The organism is Vibrio genomosp. F10 str. ZF-129 (assembly GCF_000287055.2).
Lineage (GTDB): Bacteria > Pseudomonadota > Gammaproteobacteria > Enterobacterales > Vibrionaceae > Vibrio.
The window spans coordinates 128,711-155,154 of record NZ_AJYQ02000107.1; the positions used below are offsets into that span (position 1 = coordinate 128,711).

Genomic DNA, 26,444 nt, shown 5'->3' on the forward strand with positions numbered 1-26,444 from the left:
TATATCTCCTTTGAGCTAAGTATTTGTTCTCTGGCTATCATTACCTTTTAATAACCGCTACCTTCTCCCCAATTAAAAGCTCTTTGTAGAGTTTTTCTCTTGGACATACTTTCTTGGCTTCTGATGATCAGATGCCTCGACAACTCAATTGATGCGAACAGTTGCTCTAGCTATGGTTAAAGCATCTAGGCCTTTACCCATTACGAGGTCTTGGATACAATTGGGGGGATTGAGTCTTGAAAAAAACAAGTGCACAAAGCGTATGTGGCAGCCTCCAAGTTGAGATTGGCTTGACGAAAGACATTCTGGGAGAGAAACTTCCTGTGACTTTCAGGCAAGGAATCAAAAGAACAGTAAAAGTACACCTGAAGTCTCATTGATGCGTTTTAGATAGCTTATGGCTTTCTTACCCATATATTCTTTCAGGTATCTTTTATTGATTAGTGATGCTTATAGAGCCCCATGTTTGTAATCTGAATTTGATAGGACACATATTTTGATCCACTTGTTCGACTTCTTTTTTGCTTTCTTTGGCTTGCTGTTTCTATGGTCAGTATTTCTTGTTATTTGTCCCCTTGGTTACTTTGATACGGGGTCCCCCGTCTTTTTTTACACACTAGTCGGTCGTAACAAAAAGTCATTTACCGTAGTTAAATTCAGAACAATGCCTGTCGATACAAAGTCGGTTGCTACTCACTTGGTAGGAGCAAGCTCTGTGACTAAGTTAGGCGCATTTCTACGCAAAACTAAGTTAGACGAACTACCACAGCTCATTAATGTTGTTAAAGGAGAGATGAGCTTAGTCGGCCCGAGACCATGCCTGTTTAATCAAGAAGATCTAATTGGTCAGCGGAACAAGCGAGGGGTATTTACTGTGCGCCCAGGCATCACTGGTTTAGCGCAAGTTAATGATGTGGATATGTCGACACCCGAAAAATTAGCAGAATGGGATGAAGAGATGATTCGGTCAATGTCATTGAAGCTTTACTTTGCATTAATATTGAAAACGGTACTTGGAAAAGGCTCTGGTTATCGCGTTCAGTGAGCATTGAATCTAGTAAGCGTCATTTTATCAATCAAAGCGCACAGCTTGGTGTTTTAAGAGTTGTGGGCGCAGCCGTTAGCTTGCTTGTTAATCTTGTCCTGGCTCGCCGCTTTTATGCTGAAGAGGTTGGGCAATATTTTATCTCATTGAGCGTCGTCATCCTCGTTGCTCAACTATCAACGTTAGGGTCGGAGAAGCTCCTTGTCAGAAATATTTCTGCCACTAAAAGCTTAAATAAAATAAAGGAACATATATCGTTAGCTTTTTGCCTTACTTTTTTGGGCTCTCTTCTCACTTATAGCCTTTATCAGTTATTACTTCTGAATGTTTTTGACATTACTCAAAACTTAAATGTCATTGATATATATATAATTGCAATCGTTTTTCTATTGATGGCTATTCTTCAAGCAAATAATAAGGCTCCTATCGCGATTTTTTTCCAGTTCGTTTTTCAGCCGATTATTTTTATCATTCTCCTATATGAAGTGACCAAACCACCTATACAGTTATTTCTAATGAGCATGACGATAAGCGCTTTAGTTATATCGACTTACCTTGTACTGGCTGGGCATCTTCGATTTGGTAGGTTTTCTTTTTACGGAGTGATTCAAGCTTTACAGCGCACCTTTCCTTATTTAATTGCTGCGCTCATTGGGCTGTTGGTAACTCAACTTGCATTACCATTAAGTTCACTGTGGCTAGAAGACTCCGATATTGCAGTGATGGGTATCGTCATGCGCTTGATCAATGTGCTATTTTTTATTGTCACTGGTGCTCGTATGTTACTACTTCCTAGGTTTTCTTCATCAATTTCTAATAATAATGAAAATGCAATTAATATGTTGCGATATTGGGGTAGTATACTTCCGGGGGGGGCAACGGTGTGTAGCGTAATACTATATGTATTCTTTAGCCAAAATATCATGGTTTTATTTGGAGAGTACTATGTGAATGATCATTATTTATTAGTTGTGGCCTCTCTGATGCTAATTCCTGTGGCCTTTATGGGGTGGGCACAAAGCTATTTAATTGCTTTAAATCGAATGGATATGATTAATGTGTCTTCACTAGTATCTGCAATAATCACTTTTTCTACTTTAGTTATCTTTACACCTATATATGGTGTATGGGCTTCTGTAATTGCACTTGTTGGGGGGAAGATGATATATTCAATAGTTACATTATTTCTTTCATATAAACTAATTTGATCTAGCAATTAATATAATATCCCCACTTTTAGTAAAGACCTTACTTTTTATATATGACCAAACTCGCCCTAAAATAACATGCCTATTTCCGTTTCTTATGGTTCGATCTTGATCAAAATAGAGTGCAATTGCCTCAAACTCTAGAGCTTCAATGAGTTTAATGAAAGTGATCGGTGTAAACGTATAGTAGTGATCATTGCTAACTCTTTCTCTCTGTAGAAGTAGGGTAGGTAGGGCGTGTTTGATATTGTAAGCATTAGGAACGGCAAAAATGAACTCTTTAGTCTTCACTTTGTTAACTACTTGCTCTAAAAAACCAGTCAGATCGACAATGTGTTCCAAAACATGAGATAAAACAACATAGTCATATTCGTCTTCTAGATACTGATGGTTATCAGAAAAAACATCACAATATTCAACATTATAGCTAAGTTCTTTTAACTGTTTTATTCCTGCTCTATTGATATCTATTCCGACAACATAACTTGCCTTTTTTGTTATATTATGGAATTGATGTTTTCCTTGGATTATGTATTCTTTTAGCGGGAGCATTTCAATCATGTCAACACAGCCAATGACTAAGACACGTTTATTTTTACAAATATCAGGGATAGAATTTCTTCTAATGTCTAGATATCCACATCTTTAAAGTTAAGAATGGCGTTATCTCCAGATTTCTTAGAGGTTTTTATTTTCTGCATAGTAATGTGTTTCCAAGGCTTATATGTTTTTCAGTACATATTTATAATAAGTAACGACATCGTTGTCATTCCAATCCCGATAGAAGCATTGGCCGTAGGTGGTCACGGGTTTATTGAATAGTAGTGATTGCAAGCCACCGGTTGAATTAATCGTGAAAACCTCGTTACACATACTGACACTCTCAAGCAATGCGCCTTTATTGCTAATAATAATGTTATTTTCTTTACAGTATTCAATTTGTTCTTTGATTACTGATGGTTTTTTTTCTCCAGGGTGAAGCCTGACTACTAATGGAATTTTTTTATCCGAAGATGCCTTATGAGCAAGTGCAATGGCTTCTATAGAATTGACTGTCGACTGAAACAGGGTTTGTGAATCTTGAGCTACTTGACCGATAAACAGATTGAATACGTCAGGCGTAGGGCATGATTGATATGAGGCTATCAGTTTTCGGGTTTGGCGTATATCTCTTGCTATTTTGATTTGATCTATGGGGGAACTATGAGGTGCGATTGTGCTAAAGGCGTAAAATCCTATAAGGTTGATGAGCTGTTCTAGAGCTTTACTGGAAATGGATGCATCAACATGGGAAGGACGATACTTAAGAAGTAGCTCTTTTAGCTTCAGGATATCATCAGCCATTTTGTCATTATTGTTGATCATTGCTTTAACTTTCATATGGTGATCAGCATCTGCATTCACACCTTTATCGCTGGATTGATACTTGTTTGGAAAGTTAGCTATTTCAAAGTACCTGACAGACGAGTAAAGAGGGATCAATTCGAGAGCCGTGAATTGGAACCCTGAAAAAACCCAAAGCTTATCTTCTGCTTGTATTTTTGGGATGTTATTTTTATTCAAACTATAGCTAACACGTTTATGTTGCTTTACTTCTTCGATCGATGGTTTTTTCGAACTTCTGCCATTATATGTTCTTCTTAAAAGAATCTGTTGACCTGGAATTTTTTTAAACTTCGCTATTAACCAGGTGGCTAGATTCGCGTGATATAAGATCGAAGGGGCTATTTTCTCATTAGCAGATACTTTGGAAAAAAAATCCAGTCTGACAGCATTGTCGATAAGTAAATGAATACGCCCTTTATGTCTCACTAAATTGCTCCTTTTCCTGTAAACATGACTTTAACTGTCTTAAGAAAAATTTCAAAGTCCAGTGCCCAACTTAAATGCTTTATATAGTATAAATCGTACGCCACTTTTTCTTTGGTACCAATGACATCATCAGTATATCCCAGTGAAACTTGTGCCAAGCCTGACATCCCTGGTTTCACGACATGTCTATAGTTATAGAATGGAATTTCTTGGCAAAATAAATCCACAAATGCTGCTTGCTCGGGCCTTGGTCCGATTAGAGACATATCTCCTTTTATCACATTCCAAAACTGTGGAATTTCATCAAGACGGGACTTTCTCAATAATACCCCAAATTTAGTAATGCGCTGTGTTTCCTCGGTAGCAAACCTATTTTCTTGTTTTTCACTATAGGATGTCATCGTTCGGAATTTATAGATAGTGAATATTTGATTGTGAAATCCAATTCTTTTTTGGCGGAAAAAGACAGATTCGTTGGTTGTGATTTTTAGCATTAATGCAATGGTTAAGGTTATGATGATGAAAGGGCTAAGAATAATCACAGTCAGTTTGTCTAAGAGTATTTTCAGGTAGAGATAGACGTAATCAGGTTGTAACGTACCTAGTGTGTTTTCGGATAGATGTAACTCAGACACTTTGTGTGTGATTCGTTCACTTAACAAACCAGAATGGTAAACAGGAATGTTAGCTAGCGAAAAGTCAGCAAGTAGCCGCTCTTCCTCAGGTGTTAAGTTAGAGTGGAGATCCACTAAAATACCCGCTGATAATTCTTTAATGGAATGTGTTTTTGATATCGGTGTTACCGTTATGCTTTTGAAGTTACTCAGATCTAAGTTCTTTATTTTTCCCAAAGAAAATATATCTAGCTTTACTCGAGACTCCGCCCAGTAATAGAAGAGGATAAACCATATGGTGGTCAGCATTATGCCGCTAAGTAATATTGGTCTTGAGTATTCAAGGCGTAACAGCATTATCATGAAAAAAGCGATGCCATAGCAAGAAAATATCAATGGTATAATCCTGTTGGTCTGTGTTTGAAGTATCGCTGGTGTTGGAATCGGAAGTATTATAATAACGACTAAGAAAATACTAGTGACAATACACAGACTTGAAATGACAGTGCTAGGAATAGTCCTATAGACTGTATAAGTGCCAATAACTTGTATTATTAGTAAAAGAAAAAGAACGATAAGATGAGATAGCTTGCAGCCTTGCTTAGTCATGCTTTTTTGCTTCTTTTCTTTAGAACAGATAGAGGTCTAGTATATGGTTTATTTTTGAGTAAAAGTGTTTTATTTTTTTTAAGTTCCTCACATTGATATAAGGAACTAAGTTGATCTACTCTTGCTACAATATCTGCTTCAGAACTCGGTCAGCCTTAACGCGCATAATTTTACGAATCAGTTTTTGAACAGGATCTGGGTAGTGCTCTATCTTTTCAAGTTGGCGATAGGCACAAATCATCTCGGTGTACTTTAAGATGTTTTCAACTTCCAACTCAAATCCCTCAGTGAGGTGGTTGTAGTTGTCTTGAATAAGAAGAGCATTTTCAAGATCGAGTTTCCATGCTCTAGGGTTGAGGTTGTTACCTGTAAGCAGCATGTAACGCTTATCGACCCAAATCCCTTTAAGGTGGAAGCTGTTGTTGTCGTGTTTCCATAAGTGGATAGAAAGTTGTCGGCTCGCAATATGCGCCTCATTAGCTTTAGCAAATCGACGCAAGTTCATTTCATACAGGTAAGGCAGCCCACCAATGGTTTTAAACGTCTCTTCTGGTGAAATGTAGAAATCATTCGCGGTTTTGTCACCCACCACAATCGTCACTTTTACACCGCGTTTTATCGCTTTTTTCACTTCCTTAGCAACGCTAGGTGGGAAATTGAAATACGGCGTGCAGATGAAAAGCTCATCTTTAGCTTGCGCGATCAGTTGATTAATACTGTTATTGAGTTTATTTCGGCGCTTGCCTACCCCAACTAATGGCGTTATCGCGATTTGTTCGTTACTCACGGGCTCTGATTCAAATTCATAACTTGATTGAGCCAGCAACGCGCGGAATTGGCGAATATCCGTTTTAATCTCTTTGGTGGTGGGCTTATCTTCACAAGCAAGATTGTTCACCGCAGGGTGATCAATGAGAGATTCTCTTATAAAGCGCACCATGCTGTCAGCCAGTGCCGGTTGCTTCAATACATGGTAGCGGTCAAATCGGTAACGATCTTGATAATGCAGGTAGATGTTGTTTAAGCTTGCGCCGCTATAAATCACTTCATCATCAATAATAAACCCTTTTAAGTGCAAAACCCCAAACACTTCTCGGCCACGAACAGGAACGCCATACACCGGAATCTTGTGCTCATATTGATCAGCAAAAGATTGGTACATGGCCGCGTTAGTTTCTGAAGGGGCAGCGCCAATTAACCCACGCTGTGCTCGGTGCCAATCGACACACACATTGATTTCTAGATCGGGGTTTTTCTGTTTGGCTTTATACAGCTCAGTTAAGATCTCACGACCGGCTTCATCATCTTCTAAATAAAGAGCAACAAGGTAAATCCGTTTACTTGCCTCTTGAATCGCTTTTACTACGCGAGTTCTAAACGCTTGCGCTGAATACAGAACGCTAAAATTCTCAGGCTCTAGTGCAAGGGTTGGCAGTCGATTGAATGGATTCCTATTGACCATCATGTTGGATGTATCACCTTAATCGTTAACAAGTTGAGGTATGCCCTCTTAAATATAGAGCATCATAAACCGTGTGAAAAATGCAAAAAAACTGCAAGAGACGAATATTACCAAACTTAATCTATCGTTGACCAGTAAAGGCGCATAGTTGCTTAATTATCAACCTGAAACTGCATAGGAATGAGACTTCGGCCACTATTCACATACCGTTGGTAAAGATTTTTAAGGCAATTGGGCATCTCATCAAGGGCAACAATTTCAAATTGATGAGCGCGGTAAAAGCTCTCTAAGTGGTCGTAGGCAAAACAGAAGTCATTACTGGTCAGCTCATTGTCTTGGCAATAGTTAAGTAAAGCATGGCCGACACCTTGTTCGCGCTGCTCTGGAATCACAAGCATCCCAGTGAGCAGGCGGTATTGCTCTATCGTGCGAAATCGAACCATCGCAATAATAGAGCTGCGGTTTGAGGCGGTAATAATGTGTTCATCTTTTTTGGCTTTGCCTGAAGGGTAGTGAACCTTATAGAGCTTATTGACCAGGGGGACTTTTATTGTCGGGAGAACCGCGATTGTCAGCTCACTCATTATGACCTTCCTCTTATCTAATCGTATCGTTGTCATGTAGAATAGGGGCAGTTTAAGTTACTCGATGAAGCCCATGCAATCTCTATCTAACGCCAATCTTGGCTCTTACCATACTTTTGCCATTGAGCAATATTGCGATCACCTCGTTGAAGTGAGTACGCAGCAGCAGCTTATGGATGTCTATCAATCAGCCGAGTGGCATGCCTTACCGAAGTTGATGTTGGGTAAAGGCAGCAATATGTTGTTTACCGAGCATTATAAAGGAGTAGTGGTGGTCAGCCGGTTGATGGGCATCGAAGTGAGCGAATCAGACTCTGCGTATCATTTGCATGTTAATGGTGGGGAAGATTGGCCATCGTTGGTTCAGTGGTGTGTTGCTCAAGGTTACAATGGATTAGAAAACCTAGCGCTGATCCCTGGCTGTTCAGGCTCTGCGCCCATCCAAAATATCGGAGCGTACGGCATCGAGTTTCAAGACGTCTGTGAATATGTGGATATATTGTGCCTGGAAAACCATCAAATAAAGCGCCTCACTGCCGAAGAGTGCGCTTTTGGTTATCGTGATTCTATTTTTAAACATCAGCTTTATAAGAAAGCAGTTGTTGTTGCTATTGGTCTCAAGTTGGCGAAAAACTGGCAGCCTAATATCGGCTATGGCCCACTAAAGGGCTTTGATAAAGCCACGGTGACCGCCAAGCAAATCTTTGAACGTGTCAGTCAGGTTCGATTGGAAAAACTGCCCAATCCAGAAAACGTTGGAAATGCAGGCAGTTTTTTCAAAAACCCTATTGTGACTCAATCGCATTTTGAATCTCTACAGGAACGCTTTCCACAGATAGTCGCATACCCTGCAATTGATGAAAAAGGCAATCCAGCGATGAAAGTCGCAGCCGGTTGGTTGATCGATCAATGTGGTTTAAAAGGGATGATGCTTGGTGGCGCTCAAGTGCATCCAAATCAGGCTTTGGTGATAGTGAATGCCAATAATGCAACCGCTGATCATGTGGTGCTACTCGCGGCGAAAGTGCGTCAGGCTGTCTTTGAGCGATACAATATTGAACTAGAACATGAAGTGCGTTTTATGGATGCGACTGGCGAAACGAACTTAAAAGCAATTTTACAGCGTAAAGGTTTACTGGAGAGGCAGGAATGAAAGAGCATCGAGTAAAATTGGCGATATTGCAGACTTTGTCTCAAGGCGGCTTTCATTCGGGCCAAGAGCTTGGAGAGCAATTGGGCATTTCACGAGCGGCAATCAGTAAGCATATTAAAGGCATTCAAGCGTGGGGTGTCGATGTCTTTAGTGTGCAAGGGAAAGGCTACCAGCTGTCGAAACCGATGCAGTTACTCGATGAAGCGTTACTTAAGTCTCAAGTGACAACGCCTTTAGAGTTGGTTCCGATTATCGATTCAACCAATCAGTACTTACTTGACCGAGTGGATCAATTGGAATCAGGATCGGTATGTATCGCTGAATATCAAGCCAAAGGGCGTGGTCGTCGTGGCCGAGAATGGGTCTCGCCATTTGGCAGTAATCTCTATCTCTCTATTTATTGGCGATTAGATGCGGGCATGGCTGCGGCAATGGGGCTGAGCCTGGTTGTTGGTGTTGCTATTGTTGAAGCACTGGAAAAAATCGGCATTGATGGCGTCAAACTCAAATGGCCGAACGATCTCTACTTTGAGGACAAAAAACTGGCGGGTATTTTGGTTGAGATGTCTGGTCAAGCAGGCGCAGCGGCTAATCTTGTGATTGGCATGGGTATCAACCTGAATATGGCGAATGACAGCCAAAACATAAATCAGAACGTCACCCAAAAGATCACTCAGCCGTGGGTCAGCTTATCTGAAGTGTGTGATGCTCAACCTCATCCTCAAACTTTTGATCGAAATGATTTGGCGGTGACTTTAGTCAATACCTTGCAAAGTACATTAAACGATTATGAGTTGTATGGAATGACAGGGTTCGTTGAACGCTGGAACCGCTTAGACAACTATTTAGGTCGTAAGGTGAAGCTGGTTATGGGCTCACGTGAAATTGAAGGTATATCGAAAGGTATCGACGCCCAAGGGGCTGTGCTGCTTGAAACCGATCAGGGCGTTGAGCGCTTCATTGGTGGTGAAATTTCATTACGCAATAATGAAACACCGTAAAATATTAGTGGCGTGGATTTAGCGCCACTGCTCTTCTTTTGGTCTGAACGGAATAATCTGAGCGCTGTTTTCTTGTTTTGGCACATTGCCATCCAAGACATTTTGAAAGCGATGCATCTGCTGTGATAGCTCTTTCATTAACAAAACATTAGCGTGAGTCGGATTTTTGCAACGATCAACCACTCGATCAATGTGACTCTGCTGAGCCCAAAGGCGATCTTGCATTTCGCTGGAAGCGGAAAGAATCATCTCTTCACACATCTCTTTTTTAAATTGCACAAACGCATCTGGGTTGTGTTTGGCTAAGTCGACCAACTCATCAAAAGGTGGCAGAGTCTGATTTAAAGGTGAGGCATTCATGTCTGTTTCCTCTATCACAGCGTTGATGGATTTATCAACACTACCTTAAGCGTAACCAATCAAATAGATTAAAGTTTGAACTAACGTCTTTATTCTCATTTGTGAGACGGTGATTTTTGTTCCATTAATAGAATTGATATGCATTTAGATATTGATTATTTCGATGAATTCAAGCAGTAAAATAGAAATAAACATGAGCAAGGCTCTAATTTTGTTAAGGATATCTTTACCCCCTAATTAACATGCTGTATTCATGTCTGGCTAATTACCTAATTGGTGCTGGTGGAGTGAACTTCATTCCAAAATGGTTGCTGGAAACTTACCTTCGTGGCTCAGTGATCTTCATAACCTCGACATAACTATTAAGCATGAATATTCTTATCTGCGATGATTCCGCGCTCGCCCGAAAAATGCTGGCGCGAAGTATCGAGTTATTACCGAATCAAAATTTGCTGTTCGCTCAACATGGACGCCAAGCATTAGAGCTTTTGCACCAATACGCTATTGATGTGCTATTTCTAGATCTTACCATGCCCGAAATGGATGGCTACCAGGTACTAAAAGCCATTCCCAAGCATATTTCCACCAAAGTTGTCGTTGTCTCGGGGGATGTTCAACCCCAGGCAGTAAGTCGATGTATGGATTTAGGCGCGTATCTCTTTATTCAAAAACCGTTTTCCAGTAGCTATGCGGCAGAGGTGTTTACTCGTTTAGGTTTGGTGTTCAAAAGTAACGGGCCCAGAGTTGACGACATCTCCCCGCAGGTGAAATTTAAAGAGATCGCCAATATAGCGCTTGGGCAAGGTGCTGCCACCTTAGCCAAAGTGCTGGGTGAATTTATTCATCTGCCTGTACCAACCGTCAGTAAAATTGAAAAAGCGGAACTGGATATGATGCTGCGTGATGCTTTGTATCGAGATGAAGTCGCGGCGGTTACTCAGCGTTTTGTGGGAAGTGGGATGCATGGTGAGGCGTTGATATGCCTTCATGGTGATGGGATTGGGCACATCGGCGAGCGCTTGGGGTTCACCAGTGATGATAACTCTTACAATGAAGTCGTGCTGAATGTGGCTAACCTATTTGTGTCTTCATTTATGACTTCTCTCTGTGAACAAATGGACGTCAGTGTTTCATTACGTCAACCGGTGGTGGTGGATACACGCGTATATGCAAAACCGAGTTGTATTGGCGATGATACCTTAGCACTTGAATTTATTTATCGAGATGATCAAGCGTTTGAATGTGAGGTGCTGTTTATGTTTGATCAGTCCTCAGAAAAGGTGATTAACTGTATTATGGAGTCCATATGAGCCATGAAACCAATTTAAATGTGGTTGAAGAGCTGCATTGGTATACCCAAGTTATCGACACGATGGATGTCGGGATTTTTGTTCTTGATCTTGAATTTAAAGTCGTGGCTTGGAATCGTTTCATGCAGTCGTACAGCGGAATATCGTCAGCCAAAATTTTACAAAAGCCGCTGTTCAGTGTGTGTAAAGATCTTCCAGAAGCCTGGATGGAAGCTAAGTTCAACGCCACCATCTCTTTGGGGACACAAGGTTTTTCTTCCTGGGAAGATCGCGCCTATATCTTCGAATTTAATAATTTTTCACCTGCTTCTCGTGGGTTAGAGCAGATGCATCAGAATATGGTCATCACACCATTGAGCTCTTTATCCGGTCAGGTTTCTCACCTATGCGTGATGATCAGTGACGTTTCCGATACCGCGCAAAGCAAAATGCTTTTGCATGAATCCAATCGCAAGCTCGAACATAAGAGCCGCATTGATGGGTTAACGGGCCTACTCAATCGAGCGTGTTGGGAAGATTCGTTAATCGAAGAATACAATCGCCTCAAAATCGACGATGATCGTGTGTCGACTCTCATCATGTTTGATATCGATTTCTTTAAGCGGGTGAATGATAACTACGGGCACAGCATTGGTGATGAAGTGATTCGTCATACCGCTCAACTTGCACAGAAAACCTCAAGAGGCAGTGATTTTGTTGGACGCTATGGGGGAGAAGAATTTGCCGTCTTGCTGCCTAATACCTGTCATGAACAAGCGTTGTATTTTGCAGAACGGCTACGTAAGAGAATTGAAGAAAGCCAAATCGGTTCGCCACAAGGGACTATTAATTACACCATTAGCCTCGGGGTGTGTGAGTTTAACCGCAGTGCTATTGATTCAGCCACCGGTTGGATTGAAGCCGCCGATACCGCGTTATACAAATCCAAAGAAAACGGTCGCAATATGACCACGGTTCATTCCGTCCCCGCTTAATGCTATGCGTGAATAGAAAGGCAAGAGGTAAGAGGCCAGAAATAAGAAGTAAGGGGTAGAGCATCAGAGTTTGCGGTGGCAGAGCCAGTTTTCGCAGAGTTGGATTTCATTGCGTAGGCCTTCACTGAGCTCGCCTCTATTGGAGGAGTCTTTACAGAGTTAGCCTTCACTGATGTGATAAGCGCAGCGTCGCTGACCTTGCACAATGTGTTCAATGCGTTGAACCTGGTGATCCTTACCAAGTAGCGCTTGAAACACGTTTAATTCAGAGCGACAAAGTACCGTATTTCGTGTCGCCGCTTTACAGATTGGACAATGATTTTCAATAAGCAAGTAGCCATCATCGAGTTTTTCAAATTCAGCCATGTAACCTTCATTACTGCGCTGCTCAACAATAATCGCCAGTTTTTGTTCCAGTGACTGAGAAGTATTAATGAGCTTTTGATAAGACACTAGGGTCTGATTTTCTCTGTCTTGAGCTATTTTCTCTAAGCCTTCAAGACCAAAAACACGCTCAACAGAATCGATCATTTGAACCGACAGTTCTCCATGGCTATCAGCAAAATGCGCATGGCCTTTGTTGGTCAGTGACCAATGTCTCGTTGGTCTGCCAACTTTGACTTTGAGGTCTTGGTAGCTCAACAACCCATCGTCTTCTAACAACTGTAAGTGCTGGCGAGCGCCCATTGTGGTCATAGCCAAATCAAGGGCTAACTGCTTTGCGGTGATCTCACCGTTTTTCTTGATCGCTTGCAGTATTTTTTCGCTACTTTTCATGTTTTCCTCATTCGCTTTGTTTAATTATGTCGTAACGATTTAATAAAGCAAAGAATTTACTATTTAGATTGATCCTATGAATCTACCCCCCAACACAGTAATCAGGTTGTTTTGCAGGTTTGGTCACAAAAAAATGTCCTTCCCCCCTTGGGATTATTGGGAATGCCCCCACATCTCTTTCAACCGCTGCAACACCTTTGAAAACATTAGGTGTCAGCATTTCTCAAACCTCATGGAAATTTTTAGGAGAGACGACCGATGAACATTCGTCCATTACACGACAGAGTTATCGTAGAACGCCAAGAAGCTGAATCAAAGTCAGCGGGTGGTATCGTACTAACAGGTTCAGCGGCTGAAAAATCAACTCGCGGTATCGTTGTTGCTGTGGGTAAAGGCCGCATCCTAGAAAACGGTACTGTCCAAGCATTGGATGTAAAAGTTGGCGATACCGTAATTTTTGCAGAAGGCTACGGTACTAAGACTGAGAAAATCGATGGCAAAGAAGTTTTGATCATGTCTGAAAATGACATCATGGCGATTGTCGAAGCATAAGCACTCGTTGAGTAATTGACTTTTCTCTTCAATATTTACTTTCGAGTAAAAATCGAATCAAAAATTTAAAGGAAATAAAGATGGCTGCTAAAGACGTAAAATTTGGTAATGACGCACGTATCAAGATGCTAGAAGGTGTAAACGTTCTGGCTGACGCTGTAAAAGTAACGCTAGGTCCTAAAGGCCGTAACGTTGTTCTAGATAAATCATTTGGTGCTCCAACGATCACTAAAGATGGTGTTTCTGTAGCCCGTGAAATTGAATTGGAAGATAAATTCCAAAACATGGGCGCACAAATGGTGAAAGAAGTCGCCTCTCAAGCGAATGATGCTGCAGGTGACGGAACAACAACAGCAACAGTACTGGCTCAAGCGATCATCTCTGAAGGCCTAAAAGCCGTTGCAGCTGGCATGAACCCAATGGATCTTAAACGCGGTATCGACAAAGCAGTTATCGCAGCAGTAGAAGAGCTAAAAGCGCTGTCTGTTCCATGTGCAGATACTAAAGCGATCGCACAAGTGGGGACTATCTCTGCAAACTCTGACTCAACGGTCGGTAACCTAATTGCTGAAGCCATGGATAAAGTGGGCCGTGATGGTGTAATCACGGTTGAAGAAGGTCAGGCTCTACAAGACGAGCTAGACGTAGTCGAAGGGATGCAGTTCGACCGCGGGTACCTATCTCCTTACTTCATCAACAACCAAGAAGCAGGTTCTGTTGATCTAGAAAGCCCATTCATTCTTCTTATCGACAAGAAAGTGTCGAACATTCGTGAACTTCTTCCGACTCTAGAAGCTGTGGCTAAAGCGTCTCGTCCACTTCTGATCATCGCTGAAGATGTAGAAGGCGAAGCACTGGCAACGCTTGTTGTGAACAACATGCGTGGCATCGTGAAAGTGGCAGCAGTGAAAGCACCTGGTTTCGGTGACCGTCGTAAGTCAATGCTGCAAGATATCGCTATCCTAACGGGCGGTACGGTAATCTCTGAAGAGATCGGTCTAGACCTTGAAAAAGTAACACTAGAAGACCTAGGTCAAGCGAAGCGCGTAACCATCACTAAAGAAAACTCAACCATCATCGATGGTGCGGGTGAAGAAGCGATGATTCAAGGTCGTGTTGCTCAAGTTCGTCAACAAATCGAAGAAGCAACCTCAGACTACGACAAAGAAAAACTTCAAGAGCGTGTGGCTAAACTGGCTGGCGGCGTAGCGGTTATCAAGGTTGGCGCAGCAACTGAAGTGGAAATGAAAGAGAAAAAAGACCGCGTAGAAGATGCCCTTCACGCAACTCGCGCAGCAGTTGAAGAAGGTGTGGTTGCAGGTGGTGGTGTTGCACTTATCCGCGCAGCATCTAAAGTGGCTGGCCTTGAAGGTGACAACGAAGAGCAAAACGTCGGTATCCGAGTGGCACTTCGCGCAATGGAAGCACCTATTCGTCAAATCACGACTAACGCAGGTGATGAAGAGTCAGTGGTTGCGAATAATGTACGTGCTGGCGAAGGTAACTACGGTTACAACGCGGCGACGGGTGAGTACGGCGATATGATCGAAATGGGTATCCTAGATCCTACAAAAGTGACTCGTTCTGCACTTCAGTTCGCAGCATCGGTTGCAGGTCTTATGATCACAACGGAAGCGATGATCACTGATAAGCCACAAGATTCTGGTCCAGCTATGCCTGATATGGGTGGCATGGGCGGTATGGGTGGAATGCCTGGCATGATGTAATTTGTGTTTATCTTGTTGCTGTAAAGCTTGATAGCGGCGTCGAAAGTACTCATTTACTCGCGTAAACTCCGTGCTTTCTTCTTGCTCTAAAACGTTACAGCTTAAAGATAATTAAACAAATATCAGATAGAGAACCGAGGCTTTTAGTCTCGGTTTTTTTGTGCCTGAAAAATGAGTTGATGCTTATTTAATACAGTAATTCGACATGGGTGCTGGCGTGTGACTGGATAATAGTGATGATATTTTGCACTATATGGGGGAGGGAAAAAGAAAGTACTGAAAGGCCATCGCCTGACAATGAGAGTGGCTGACATGATCACAACAATAAAAAATAACAATCATAAAAACAGGGATACGTTATGCACATTGAAAAGCTTCGCTACCATAGCGATGCCGCTTCGTTAAGTATTGATGATTGGGCGCTCACATCAAACCAGCATTGGGGTATATTCGCTGCCCACAGTCACAGTGCTTCGTTGGTGGCAAAGATCCTTAGTGGTGATTTAGTTCCAGACAGTGGCGAGATTAAGAACCTCCCGCAGCGTATTTCATGCGTCTCATTGGAAATGCAGCAGCAATTGCTCGAAGATGAAATTGCCAAAGACGAAACAGACTTTCAAGACAGTTTAGATTATGGAACGTCCGTTGAGCAGTTGCTTATCGATGTGGGTTGTGAGGCCAAACAGCTTGAAACGATGTTGGAAAAAACCGATTTGATGCGATTACGCCAGCGACAATTTAGACAGCTTTCAACGGGAGAAACGCGCCGAGTCATGCTCGCCAGAGCGTTGGTTCAGAATCCACAATTGTTGATTATCGATGAGCCATACACCGGGTTAGACACCGAACACCGCGCCGCTCTGACAGAATTACTCAATCAGTGTTCCAGCCAAATGCAGTTAGTGATCATTACCTCTCGGGAGGATGAATTACCGAAGTGTATTACCCATGTCGCTCTGTTTGATCATCAACGTTTAACACAAACCATGACCGAAAAAGAGTGGTCTTCCCACCCGGTTCGGCAACAAATTCAAGCACTATCAAAGCAAAAAAGTGACGTGTTACTGGGGATGATGGTTGAAAAAATACCCAATGAAAAAACGAGTGAACCGCTGGTGTCCATGAATAATGTCAAAGTGGAATACCTAGATGGCGTTATCTTCAAAGACGTCACTTGGCAGATGCACTCTGGGGAGCATTGGCAAATACGCGGTCCCAATGGTTGTGGAAAAAGCACCTTGCTAGGTCTGATTCTCGGTGATCATCCTCAATGCTATTGCAATGATATTCATGTATTGGGCATGAAGCGCGGCAGTGGTGAGAGTATCTGGGATATAAAACGCCAGATAGGCATTGTTTCATCCGCATTGCATCTGCAATATCGAGTAGGGTGCCAAGCGTTGGATGTGTTGTTGTCGGGTTTCTATGATTCTATCGGGCTTTACGATCAACCGAGTAAAAAGCAAATTGAAGCGGCTCATCAGTGGTTAGATGTCTTGGAAATGCGTGAATTTGCTAAGACCAGTTTTCGCAGTCTCGACTATGGCCAGCAGCGGTTATTGTTGATCGGCCGCGCCCTGATCAAACAACCTGAATTGTTGATTCTTGATGAGCCGTATCAGGGGCTCGATTTTATCAATCGAAAACTGGTTTATTTTGCTTTAAACCGAATTGCTAAAGCCAATTTGAGTCAACTTCTTTATGTGACCCACTATCAAGAAGATGCATTAGAAGCGGTTCAGAATTTTATGGATTTTGTGCCTGATGAAGAAGGGCATAGGGTAGTGATTACTCACTCTGCTTAAAGATCACTAACAGTGATGTTCAAAAAAGGCTTCACGAGGAAGCCTTTCTTTTTATCTACAATCGCCATTAGAGCAAGTTAGTGCTTACTGCGACTATAAAATATGGTCGCGTACTTCTGGATCTTTACGCTCTAGGTAGTGAATTGATTTAATACGACGGATGGTACGGCAGCGGCCACGGATGACTAAGGTTTCCGTTGTCGCGATATTGCCTTTACGGGTAATGCCTTCTAGAAGGTCACCTTTAGTGATGCCCGTTGCGGCAAAAACCACATCGTCGCTGCGCGCCATATCTTCCATTTTTAACACCACGTTGGTTTCCACACCCATTTCAGCACAACGTTTCAGTTCGTCTTCACCAAATTTACGGTTTTCTTCGGTATCGCCTTTTACTTCATGACGAGGAATCAATTTACCGTGCATGTCGCCGTCCAGTGCGCGAATAACCGCAGCTGACACCACACCTTCAGGCGCACCGCCGATGCAGTACATAACATCGACTTCGCTGTCAGGCATACAGGTTAAAATAGAAGCTGCGACATCACCATCTGGCACAGCGAAAACGCGCACGCCCATGGCCTGCATCTCTGCGATCACTTTGTCATGACGAGGCTTAGCAAGTGTGGTGACAACCAATGTATCTAATGTTTTACCGAGTGCTTTCGCAATATTCTCAAGGTTTTCTGTAAGCGGTTTATCAAGGTCAATGCAGCCTTTCGCACCAGGGCCAACCACGAGTTTTTCCATGTACATGTCAGGCGCTTTTAAGAAGCTACCTTTCTCGCCAGCGGCTAGTACAGCCAATGCATTTGACTGCCCCATAGCGGTCATGCGAGTCCCTTCGATAGGGTCTACCGCGATATCAACCGCATCACCGCCTTTACCTACATTTTCACCAATGAAAAGCATCGGCGCATCATCAATTTCGCCTTCACCGATCACGATCTCGCCGCTAATGTCGGTTTTATTGAGTAGGCTGCGCATAACTTCAACCGCAGCACCGTCAGCAGCAATTTTATCGCCACGGCCAAGCCATTTGTAACCTGCTAATGCAGCACCTTCGGTAACTCGTGAAAATGCCATTGCTAAGTCGCGTTTCATGATGACTCCAAATATGAGAGGGAAAAGGAAAAATTCGGCGAGATTTTAGCACATCAAAAAGGAAACGTTTGCTTTTTTGTCTAATGGCCATTTAGCGCATGATATTTTCAAAGAAATTGAAGCGTGAACCTTGGCTTGGTCAGGTGTTTGTCAATATGCGTGTGTTTTTTGAGCGAATGATATAAATTATCGAATATAGCGCGTGTTTATCGGCTCGCTGCTGAGTAGAATGGGGGCAAGAGCAACACTCACCAAACAACGACTTAAGCACACACCCGTTTAAGCACACATTCACTTAAGCAAGTAACGACTTAAGCAAATAGAAAGGTAGGCTAAAATGTCTTTTGAAGTATTAGAGCAATTGGAAGCAAAGATTCAAACAGCGGTAGATACAATTTCACTGCTACAAATGGAAGTAGAAGAGCTAAAAGAAGAAAAGCAACTGCTAGAAAACGAAGCGAATGAGTTAAAAGCAAACCGTGAAGCTCTAGAGCAAAAAACAGAGCAGATGCAACAAGAACAAGCGGCATGGCAAGAGCGTATCCGTGGCCTATTGGGTAAAATGGATGAAGTTGAGTAAGCGCTCGCTTAGACCCTGTAAATAATTGTTTGAAGCTTAATGAGCTTTCTTTGAAGCCGGATTCGTTTGCTTTAAAGCGCGATTAATCTTGTTTGAATTCATAATAAAAACGCCAGCGATCATTCGTTGGCGTTTTTGTTTTTATGACCGCAGGCGAGTTCTATTACCCTTGTGGGCGAACACCTAGCGTATGACAAAGTGCGTACGTCATTTCAGCACGATTTAGCGTGTAGAAGTGGAAATCTTTCACACCTTCACGGCTTAAAATTCTCACCATATCGATCGCTTGGCTAGCACCGACGAGCTGGCGTGTGGTTGGGTCGTCGTCGAGACCTTCAAACTGCTTTGCCATCCAGCCTGGTACTTTTACGTTGTTCATCGCGGCAAAACGAGACGCTTGTTTAAAATTCGACACGGGTAAAATACCTGGCACAATTTCTACATCAATCCCAGCAGCGACACAGCGGTCACGAAAACGCAGGTAACTTTCGACATCGAAGAAGAATTGAGTGATGGCACGATTTGCGCCCGCATCCACTTTGCGTTTTAGATTAAGAAGATCAGATTGCGCACTTTTCGCTTCAGGGTGAACTTCAGGAAACGCAGCCACAGAGATATCAAAGTCATGGCGTTCTTTAAGAAGCGTCACAAGATCTGATGCGTACATGTCTGGCGCACCGCCACCTGGTGGAATGTCGCCACGAAGTGCCACAATGCTTTGAATGCCGTTATTCCAGTAATCGTCCGCGATTTGGATTAACTCATCACGAGAAGCGTCAATACACGTTAGGTGAGGCGCAGCAATCAAACCGGTTTGGTCTTTAATGTCTTTGATGATGGAGTGAGTACGGTCTCGCTCGCCAGAGTTTGCGCCATAAGTAACAGAAACAAACTTTGGCTGTAGAGTTTTCAGACGGTGAACAGAGTTCCACAGTGTTTCTTCCATCTTTTCACTGCTCGGTGGAAAGAACTCGAATGACACATTAATGTTGTCTGAAAGCTCAGCAACATTTTGGTTTAATGCGTCTATGTGACCTGCGTGTGTGTATCCCATCTTACTCTCCCTGTGATCAATGTAATCACCAAACTTTAAAATCGACGTTTAGACGTCTATATGTCCACAGAATGTAATGAAAGCGATTTAATGTCAACAGTGTAACTATGAATTTTTTTCATGTTGATAATGAGCCAATCTCAAGTAGAGATGAAGTCGCTATTGAATGAGTTATGTAAGTAGGTAGTCAAGCAACGATTAAGTCGATGAGTAGGATGATGCAAGAAAAGAGGAAAAAAATGGGCTAGATAATCTCTAACCCAATTATTGGCATGAAACAGTCCAGGTTACAGTAGGCTCGACAATAGGTTCAGATCCGATTGAATCGCTCCCGCCGTGACTTCTCGCCCTGCGCCAGGGCCACGAATCACCAATGGATTGTCTTTATACCACTTACTCTCAATCGCAAAAATATTGTCGCAAGGCAGCAGATTCGCGAGAGCGTGCTCTTTATTGAGCGCTTCAATACCAACGGTTGCTTTGCCGTTCTTCTCGAGTCGAGCAATGTAGCGCAGCACTTTGTCTTCACGCTGAGCTTTTTCCAATCGCTCGGCCAGAATCTCACTCAGTAGGGCGCTCTTATCCAGAAAGTCATCCAGCGGAAGGTCGGCCAGCTCTTGAGGCACTAACGATTCCACTTTGACGTTTTCAGGTTCAATATCAAGGCCGGATTCACGGGCTAGGATAACCAACTTGCGCATAACGTCTGACCCATCAAGATCAGAACGCGGATCGGGCTCTGTTAGCCCTTGTTGCCAAGCTAAATCTACTAATTCGCTGAAAGGTACAGTGCCATCAAACTGCTGGAATAACCACGACAGAGTGCCAGAGAAAATGCCCGATAATGCCATGATGTCATCACCACTTTCACGGAGATCGCGAACCGTGTGATTGATCGGTAAGCCCGCCCCCACGGTGGCATTGTATAACCAATGGCGATTGATTTTACTGAATGCATCTTGAACTTGATGGTAATAGTGACTGGATGCGGATCCTGCCACCTTGTTTGCCGAGATAAGGTGCATACCGTGTGCAGCAATGTCGAGGTATTGATTGGCCAGCACTTGGCTAGCGGTGACATCCAGAACGATCACATCGTCGTAGCCCTGAATCGAGCCTAGTCGCTCAATCCATTCTTTGCCATTGTGAGTGACCGATTCATCGTTAAAGCGCTTCTCAACGCCGCTAGCATCGATTCCTTGCTCGTCAAACCAATACGTTTGGCTGTCGATGACGGCAACGAGATTGAAGCTCATTCCACGGCGTTTTTCTAACTCATTTTTTTGGCTAGAGAACAACTCAAGCCAACTACTGCCAATATTACCCTTGCCACATAACGCAATAGCGACCCGTTTTTGTGCCTGGAACAGTTGAGTATGAATCGCATTGACCAACGACGTTATCGGCGTTTTACGTGTCACGGCCACAAGACTTAACCCAGATTGGGATTCAGAGATGAACTCGACTGGTGAAGCTTTCAGTTGTTGGTAAAAGCCGTAACAGTGATTTGGGTTCTTAGCGACGCCAGCACCGACAGCAGCCACAAGGGAATACCCTTCTTTGAGCTTAATTTCAGCTTCTATCGCGGCATCTTGTAGGTGGCTTAGGGCACCGCTAGCAATTTCGGCGGTGTAAGCAAGACGCAGTTTGTATTGATCGGGTTGAGCTTCATAGGCCAGCGGTTCAAGCTGGGCGCGTTTTAGGCTTTGCAGTACGTCGTTTTCTAAGCGTTCAAAATCATGGCTGTGAGCAAAGGAAAGCTGAATCAGCAATACTTCGTCAAGTGAGGTGATGATTTTGGCACCACGACCAGAAGCCAGTACACGTTCAATGCGTGTTGACCCGGATTCGGCTTGATAGCTGCAACGCAAATGAAGGTCCATAGTGCTTTGAGCGACAGGTTGCAGAGTGCGACTGTGCAGTACCGGTGCAGCAAGCCGAGCAAGTTCACTGGCTTCATCTAAACGAAGCAGTGGCAGTAGGCAAGCGTCGCTAACAATGCGTGGGTCGGCACTGTATACACCAGCCACATCGCTCCAGATGGTCACCTGGGTGGCTTCGGCTAATGCGCCAATAACCGTTGCTGAATAGTCCGAACCATTACGGCCAAGCAGTACGGTATGGCCTTGGCTATCTTGCGCCATAAACCCAGTGATGATGATGCGATGGTGTGTATGCTGAGCCAACACTTCTTTAATCAGTGTATACGAGCTGGCTCGATCGACTTCTGGCTGAGTACCCGCTTCCGCACGCAAGAAAGCACGAGCGTCTTGAGAAATAGCATTCAGGTCATTTTGTGAAAGCAAAGCGGCCAGCAATCTTGCAGACCAGACCTCACCATGGCCTAAAATGGCCGCACGTTCTGCTTCTGTAAATGGAGCCGTAAGCTCACCAAGCGTGCTAAATTCATCGCTGAGTTGAGCCATCAAGCTTTGCTGTACATCACCAGTAACAAGGGCGTTAATCAGGTCAACTTGAAACTGCCTAAGCGCTTGTAATTCTTCGTGTGCGAGTCGACCATCTTTGGAGAGTGCGTCCACAAACGCGATTAATCGGTTGGTGGTTTTGCCTGCGGCCGACACGACCACCAAATCTTCAGAGCCTGAATACTCTTTGAGTATATTGACGACGCGACGGTAACATTCAGGATCCGCGAGGCTGCTTCCACCAAATTTGTGCAGTTGACGTGAAATGGTCATGAATTACGCCTCTTTCTCTGAAGGGGGGGTATTTTGAGAATCCGTTGCATCGCCAGTAAAGGCGGCGGCTTTTTGAAAGGCTTGTTTAAGGTCATCGATCAGATCCTCCGCATCTTCTAGACCAACCGAGAGGCGAAGAAGTTGCTGAGAAATGCCGGCTTCAGAAAGTGCTGCTTCACCCATTGCTCTGTGGGTCATGGAAGCTGGGTGACAAATCAAACTTTCAACACCGCCAAGTGACTCTGCCAGTGAAAACAGGTCGAGTTGTTCAACAAAGAACTTTAATTGTTCGAAGGTTCCGCCAAACTCAAAGCTCAACATAGAGCCGAAGCCTAACTGTTGTTTTTTTGCAATCTCATGGCCTGGATGGCTTTCAAGGCTCGGGTGATAAATAGTTTTCACTAAAGGTTGACGTTGAAGCTCGGCTAAAATGGTTTGTGAGCTTTCTTCGTGCACACGCATGCGCGCGCCCAATGTGCGAATGCCGCGTAACGTCATGTAGCTATCAAAAGGGGTACCCGTTGCGCCAATGCAGTTGCCCCACCATCCGAGTTCTTCTGCATGCTCTTCGGTTTTGGTGATCACAACGCCACCAATCACATCGGAGTGACCATTGATGTATTTGGTGGTTGAGTGGATAACGAAGTCAGCGCCAAGATCTAAAGGCTTTTGGAACACAGGGGTTAAAAAGGTATTGTCGACCGCGACCAATGCCCCGACTTGTTTGGCTTTTTGGCATGTTTTCTCAATGTCGACTACACGCACTAAAGGATTTGATGGGGTTTCAATCAGAATCAGTTTTGGTTTTTTAGCAATGGCCGCGTCAAAGGCTTTGGTATCCGATTGATCAACAAATTCCACCTTGAAGTCACCTTTAAGGCTTCGTGTATTAAACAGTCGGTAAGTGCCACCATAGCAATCGTGTGGGGCAACGATAAGATCATCTGGCCCCAAAAATGCCGATACCCAAAGGTTAAGTGCAGACGTTCCACAGTTTGTGACCACAGCGCCTTTGCCTGACTCTAGCTCAAACAAGGCGGTTTCAAGCAACCCGCGATTTGGGTTTCCAGAACGTGTGTAATCGTACTTAGGCACTTCGCCAAATGCAGGGAAGCCGTAATTGGTTGAGAGATAAATAGGTGGCACCACAGCGTGATGTTGCGAATCTGACTCGATTCCCGTACGAACTGCGATTGTTGCTGGCTTGCGGGTGCTCATAAATCCTTCCTTTGTGTATGGCTATGCTTTTTGACGCTGCTATAATGACTCGTAAGGGAAATACGGCTATACCTGGTTATATGGATAGACCTAGGTATATGGATAATTTCAGGTTGCTATCAGTTATTCCCTTCCTCATTTTTGACACTTTACTTATCAAAAATGAAGACGTCAACACTTCTAGACGTCTATATGTCTTTGCTTATAGACTTAAATCCGGCTAAAATTGCCCCTCAACTTAACTACCATATGATAATAACGAAGGTGCGCAATGGCAGACTGGAATGGTGAATACATTAGTCCATACGCGGAACACGGCAAAAAAAGCGAACAAGTAAAGAAAATCACAGTATCGATTCCGCTAAAAGTACTGAAGGTATTAACCGATGAACGTACGCGTCGTCAGATAAATAACCTGCGCCATGCGACCAACAGTGAATTACTGTGTGAAGCTTTTCTTCATGCTTATACTGGCCAACCGTTACCGACGGATGAAGATTTACGAAAAGATCGCCCAGATGATATTCCGGCAGAAGTGAAAGCACTGATGACGGCAATGGGGATTGAATTTGAAGCCTACGATCAAGAATAATAAAAGGCTCAGTTAAGTATTACTTTGTTAGCTAAGTATGACTTTATTAGCTAAGTGTTACGTTAATAGTCTCACTGGCACAGTAAAGCCATCGCTTGTTGTACCAAAATTAAAAATTGCACAGAAACAAAAAAACCGCAGTGACTTTATAAAAAGACTGCGGTTTTTTAATGCTTGGAATATCTTTAGTTATTTTACTAGGAGAGTCGATTACGACGCCATGTAGTTTTCTGGCATGTCGATTCGAGCTACTCCAGATTCAACTGCAGCAACGGCCACCGCTTTTGCTACGCGAGGCAACAAACGTGGATCCATCGGTTTTGGAATGATGTAGCTTGACCCGAATTCAAGGCTATCAACACCCGCAGCTTTTAATACCTCGGCAGGCACGGGCTCTTTAGCCAGTTCTCGGATAGCTTTCACCGCGGCTAATTTCATTGGATCATTGATTTCGCTTGCACGCACATCAAGAGCACCACGGAAGATGAACGGGAAACACAGAACATTATTGACCTGGTTTGGATAATCACTGCGACCAGTGCCCATAATAAGGTCATTACGAACCTCATGAGCAAGTTCAGGTTTGATTTCTGGATCTGGGTTTGAACAGGCGAAAACGATCGGCTTATCAGCCATCAGTTTTAGCGCTTCAGGTGGCAGCAAGTTTGGCCCTGATACGCCTAAGAATAAATCAGCACCTTCAATCACATCTTCAAGGGTACGCTTATCGGTATTGTTGGCAAACAGCTGCTTGTATTCGTTTAAGTCATCACGACGAGTGTGAATCACACCTTTACGGTCAAGCATGTAGATCTTTTCGCGCATGGCACCACACTTGATCAACAGTTCCATACACGCCACCGCTGCTGCGCCTGCACCCAGACAAACAATGGTAGCCTCTTCCAACTTTTTGCCTTGCAGTTCAATTGCATTAAGCATGCCTGCTGCGGTAACAATGGCGGTACCGTGTTGGTCATCGTGGAAAACAGGCACATCACAACGTTCAATCAGGCGACGTTCAATTTCAAAACAATCCGGTGCTTTAATGTCTTCTAAATTGATGCCACCAAAGGTATCGGCAATGTTAGCAACGGTATCGACAAACTCGTCGATGGTGCGGTGTTTCACTTCGATATCAATAGAATCTAAGCCAGCAAAGCGTTTGAACAACAGCGCTTTGCCTTCCATAACCGGTTTTGAGGCGATTGGCCCTAAGTTACCTAAACCCAAAATTGCGGTACCGTTAGAAATGACTGCGACCATGTTTCCTTTCGCGGTGTACTTGTAAACATTGTCTACGTTCTGCGCGATTTCACGAACAGGTTCAGCAACACCAGGGCTATAAGCCAGTGCCAGATCTTCCGCTGAATTAGCGGGCGTTGTTAGTGCAACGGCAATCTTACCTGGGTTCGGGAATTGATGGTAATCAAGAGCTTGTTGACGGAAGGCTTCTTGTGCAGATAACTCAGCAGTGTTTTCTTGACGGTTGTCATCGGACATAGGGTTAGGTACTCATTGAAAGTGTGGCCAAAGGGGAATACCATTCTAGAGTATGTAAGTCAACCTGCCTAGGTCAGAATGCGAGTCATATCATTAATAGTCATGAATGGACTACTGATAAGACCAGATCTGGTCTCACTGAGTTTATTTAAGATAAAGAGGATGATAGGAATAAAATAGGAAGACAATAAAGGAAAAGATAGAAAGAGGGGGAGAGGCGATGAGGTTAGAACAACAGAAACAAAAAAGGACGCCTGAGCGTCCTTTTTCTTAATTCGGTATAGCGCGAGCTATTACTTGCTTGAAAGAGCACCGAAACGCTTGTTGAATTTATCAACACGGCCACCAGTATCAACGATACGTTGCTTACCAGTGTAGAACGGGTGACATTTGTCACATACGTCTAGGTGGATAGTTTCTTTAGTTAGCGTTGAGTTGAACTCAAACGAGTTGCCGCAAGAACAAGTTGCTGTCGCTGCTTTGTATTCTGGGTGGATTCCAGCTTTCATGGGATAACCTCAATTTAGGCCGTGTCGCTATCCGATTCTATGCCGGACACCACACGTAGTTAATAAAACAGTATGGATAACACTCTCTTCTTGGCGGGTCGTGATGACCAATACCCTATCAGAAAGCCCTATCACTAAGGCGCAGTATAGTAATGAATACTTGCGTGAGGATCAACAGGTTTGCTAACTATTTAGCCA

24 protein-coding genes and 1 pseudogene are annotated in these 26,444 nt (G+C 43.5%); 12 read left to right on the top strand and 13 right to left on the bottom strand.

Features of this window, described 5'->3' with window-relative positions; genetic code table 11:
- Positions 1-101: 101 nt before the first annotated feature.
- The 3 genes and pseudogenes from A1QO_RS20615 to A1QO_RS13470 form a co-directional block, all read left to right on the top strand.
- Positions 102-380, top strand: a pseudogene (locus A1QO_RS20615) (NAD-dependent dehydratase); the annotation flags it as partial.
- A 113-nt stretch (positions 381-493) separates the two neighbouring features.
- Positions 494-1,045: a lipid carrier--UDP-N-acetylgalactosaminyltransferase gene (locus A1QO_RS13465; protein WP_026027004.1), complete on the top strand. Its 552-nt coding sequence runs from the start codon at positions 494-496 to the stop codon at positions 1,043-1,045.
- Positions 1,042-2,253 carry a lipopolysaccharide biosynthesis protein gene (locus A1QO_RS13470; protein ID WP_017040698.1) on the top strand — a complete coding sequence of 404 codons (1,212 nt, stop codon included), beginning with the start codon at positions 1,042-1,044 and terminating at the stop codon, positions 2,251-2,253. The genes A1QO_RS13465 and A1QO_RS13470 overlap by 4 nt, the downstream gene beginning before the upstream one ends.
- Here A1QO_RS13470 and A1QO_RS13475 read toward each other — a convergent pair.
- From A1QO_RS13475 to A1QO_RS13495, 5 genes are all read right to left on the bottom strand, one after another.
- Positions 2,245-2,814 (bottom strand): class I SAM-dependent methyltransferase, encoded by a 570-nt coding sequence (locus A1QO_RS13475; protein WP_017040699.1) that lies wholly within the window; start codon positions 2,812-2,814, stop codon positions 2,245-2,247. The genes A1QO_RS13470 and A1QO_RS13475 overlap by 9 nt on opposite strands.
- A gap of 159 nt (positions 2,815-2,973) precedes the next feature.
- Entirely contained in the window at positions 2,974-4,065 is a 1,092-nt protein-coding gene (locus A1QO_RS13480) for a hypothetical protein (protein WP_017040700.1), read from the bottom strand.
- Positions 4,065-5,288, bottom strand: coding sequence for a sugar transferase (locus A1QO_RS13485; RefSeq protein WP_017040901.1), 1,224 nt, complete (start codon positions 5,286-5,288; stop codon positions 4,065-4,067). Before A1QO_RS13485 ends, A1QO_RS13480 begins: the two co-directional genes overlap by 1 nt.
- Before the next feature lie 124 nt (positions 5,289-5,412).
- A complete protein-coding gene (pssA, locus tag A1QO_RS13490) occupies positions 5,413-6,753 on the bottom strand; it encodes a CDP-diacylglycerol--serine O-phosphatidyltransferase (protein ID WP_017040702.1) in 1,341 nt (446 codons plus the stop codon).
- 149 nt (positions 6,754-6,902) lie between these two features.
- Positions 6,903-7,334 (bottom strand): GNAT family N-acetyltransferase, encoded by a 432-nt coding sequence (locus tag A1QO_RS13495; RefSeq protein ID WP_017040703.1) that lies wholly within the window; start codon positions 7,332-7,334, stop codon positions 6,903-6,905.
- A 64-nt stretch (positions 7,335-7,398) separates the two neighbouring features.
- On the opposite strand from A1QO_RS13495, the gene murB reads away from it, so the two are divergent.
- Entirely contained in the window at positions 7,399-8,487 is a 1,089-nt protein-coding gene (gene murB / locus A1QO_RS13500; protein ID WP_017040704.1) for a UDP-N-acetylmuramate dehydrogenase, read from the top strand.
- The gene (gene birA, locus A1QO_RS13505; RefSeq protein ID WP_017036815.1) at positions 8,484-9,488 is read left to right on the top strand and encodes a bifunctional biotin--[acetyl-CoA-carboxylase] ligase/biotin operon repressor BirA; all 1,005 of its coding nucleotides are present in this window, start codon (positions 8,484-8,486) and stop codon (positions 9,486-9,488) included. Before murB ends, birA begins: the two co-directional genes overlap by 4 nt.
- An 18-nt stretch (positions 9,489-9,506) precedes the next feature.
- On the opposite strand, the gene A1QO_RS13510 is transcribed toward birA, so the two are convergent.
- Entirely contained in the window at positions 9,507-9,848 is a 342-nt protein-coding gene (locus A1QO_RS13510; protein WP_017040705.1) for a DUF3135 domain-containing protein, read from the bottom strand.
- Between the two features lie 368 nt (positions 9,849-10,216).
- Between A1QO_RS13510 and A1QO_RS13515 the strand changes: the two genes are divergently transcribed.
- Entirely contained in the window at positions 10,217-11,158 is a 942-nt protein-coding gene (locus A1QO_RS13515; protein WP_017036813.1) for a response regulator, read from the top strand.
- A complete protein-coding gene (locus A1QO_RS13520; RefSeq protein WP_017036812.1) occupies positions 11,155-12,132 on the top strand; it encodes a sensor domain-containing diguanylate cyclase in 978 nt (325 codons plus the stop codon). Before A1QO_RS13515 ends, A1QO_RS13520 begins: the two co-directional genes overlap by 4 nt.
- A 159-nt stretch (positions 12,133-12,291) precedes the next feature.
- On the opposite strand, the gene A1QO_RS13525 is transcribed toward A1QO_RS13520, so the two are convergent.
- Entirely contained in the window at positions 12,292-12,909 is a 618-nt protein-coding gene (locus A1QO_RS13525) for a helix-turn-helix transcriptional regulator (RefSeq protein ID WP_017036811.1), read from the bottom strand.
- A gap of 258 nt (positions 12,910-13,167) precedes the next feature.
- On the opposite strand from A1QO_RS13525, the gene A1QO_RS13530 reads away from it, so the two are divergent.
- The 3 genes from A1QO_RS13530 (at position 13,168) to A1QO_RS13540 (ending at position 16,993) form a co-directional block, all read left to right on the top strand.
- Positions 13,168-13,461: a co-chaperone GroES gene (locus tag A1QO_RS13530; RefSeq protein WP_017036809.1), complete on the top strand. Its 294-nt coding sequence runs from the start codon at positions 13,168-13,170 to the stop codon at positions 13,459-13,461.
- 80 nt (positions 13,462-13,541) lie between these two features.
- The gene (gene groL / locus A1QO_RS13535) at positions 13,542-15,188 is read left to right on the top strand and encodes a chaperonin GroEL (RefSeq protein WP_017036808.1); all 1,647 of its coding nucleotides are present in this window, start codon (positions 13,542-13,544) and stop codon (positions 15,186-15,188) included.
- Positions 15,189-15,547: 359 nt separating this feature from the next.
- The gene (locus A1QO_RS13540; protein ID WP_017040902.1) at positions 15,548-16,993 is read left to right on the top strand and encodes an ATP-binding cassette domain-containing protein; all 1,446 of its coding nucleotides are present in this window, start codon (positions 15,548-15,550) and stop codon (positions 16,991-16,993) included.
- 93 nt (positions 16,994-17,086) lie between these two features.
- On the opposite strand, the gene glpX is transcribed toward A1QO_RS13540, so the two are convergent.
- Positions 17,087-18,094 carry a class II fructose-bisphosphatase gene (glpX, locus tag A1QO_RS13545; protein ID WP_017036806.1) on the bottom strand — a complete coding sequence of 336 codons (1,008 nt, stop codon included), beginning with the start codon at positions 18,092-18,094 and terminating at the stop codon, positions 17,087-17,089.
- Between the two features lie 337 nt (positions 18,095-18,431).
- On the opposite strand from glpX, the gene zapB reads away from it, so the two are divergent.
- On the top strand, positions 18,432-18,674 hold the full coding sequence (gene zapB / locus A1QO_RS13550; RefSeq protein WP_017036805.1) for a cell division protein ZapB: 243 nt from the start codon (positions 18,432-18,434) through the stop codon (positions 18,672-18,674).
- Positions 18,675-18,837: 163 nt separating this feature from the next.
- On the opposite strand, the gene metF is transcribed toward zapB, so the two are convergent.
- The 3 genes from metF to A1QO_RS13565 all read right to left on the bottom strand — a co-directional run bounded on the left by metF (position 18,838) and on the right by A1QO_RS13565 (position 23,645).
- Complete coding sequence (gene metF / locus A1QO_RS13555; RefSeq protein ID WP_017036804.1) at positions 18,838-19,728, bottom strand: methylenetetrahydrofolate reductase; 891 nt, start codon at positions 19,726-19,728, stop codon at positions 18,838-18,840.
- Positions 19,729-20,015: 287 nt separating this feature from the next.
- Complete coding sequence (locus A1QO_RS13560; protein ID WP_017040585.1) at positions 20,016-22,427, bottom strand: bifunctional aspartate kinase/homoserine dehydrogenase II; 2,412 nt, start codon at positions 22,425-22,427, stop codon at positions 20,016-20,018.
- Positions 22,428-22,430: 3 nt separating this feature from the next.
- Entirely contained in the window at positions 22,431-23,645 is a 1,215-nt protein-coding gene (locus A1QO_RS13565) for an O-succinylhomoserine (thiol)-lyase (RefSeq protein ID WP_017040586.1), read from the bottom strand.
- A 271-nt stretch (positions 23,646-23,916) separates the two neighbouring features.
- On the opposite strand from A1QO_RS13565, the gene metJ reads away from it, so the two are divergent.
- Complete coding sequence (gene metJ, locus A1QO_RS13570) at positions 23,917-24,237, top strand: met regulon transcriptional regulator MetJ (protein ID WP_017036800.1); 321 nt, start codon at positions 23,917-23,919, stop codon at positions 24,235-24,237.
- A 210-nt stretch (positions 24,238-24,447) separates the two neighbouring features.
- On the opposite strand, the gene A1QO_RS13575 is transcribed toward metJ, so the two are convergent.
- Positions 24,448-25,737: a malic enzyme-like NAD(P)-binding protein gene (locus A1QO_RS13575; RefSeq protein WP_017036799.1), complete on the bottom strand. Its 1,290-nt coding sequence runs from the start codon at positions 25,735-25,737 to the stop codon at positions 24,448-24,450.
- A 293-nt stretch (positions 25,738-26,030) separates the two neighbouring features.
- Positions 26,031-26,246, bottom strand: a complete 216-nt coding sequence (rpmE, locus tag A1QO_RS13580) for a 50S ribosomal protein L31 (RefSeq protein ID WP_017036798.1) — start codon at positions 26,244-26,246, stop codon at positions 26,031-26,033.
- Between the last annotated feature and the right edge of the window lie 198 nt (positions 26,247-26,444).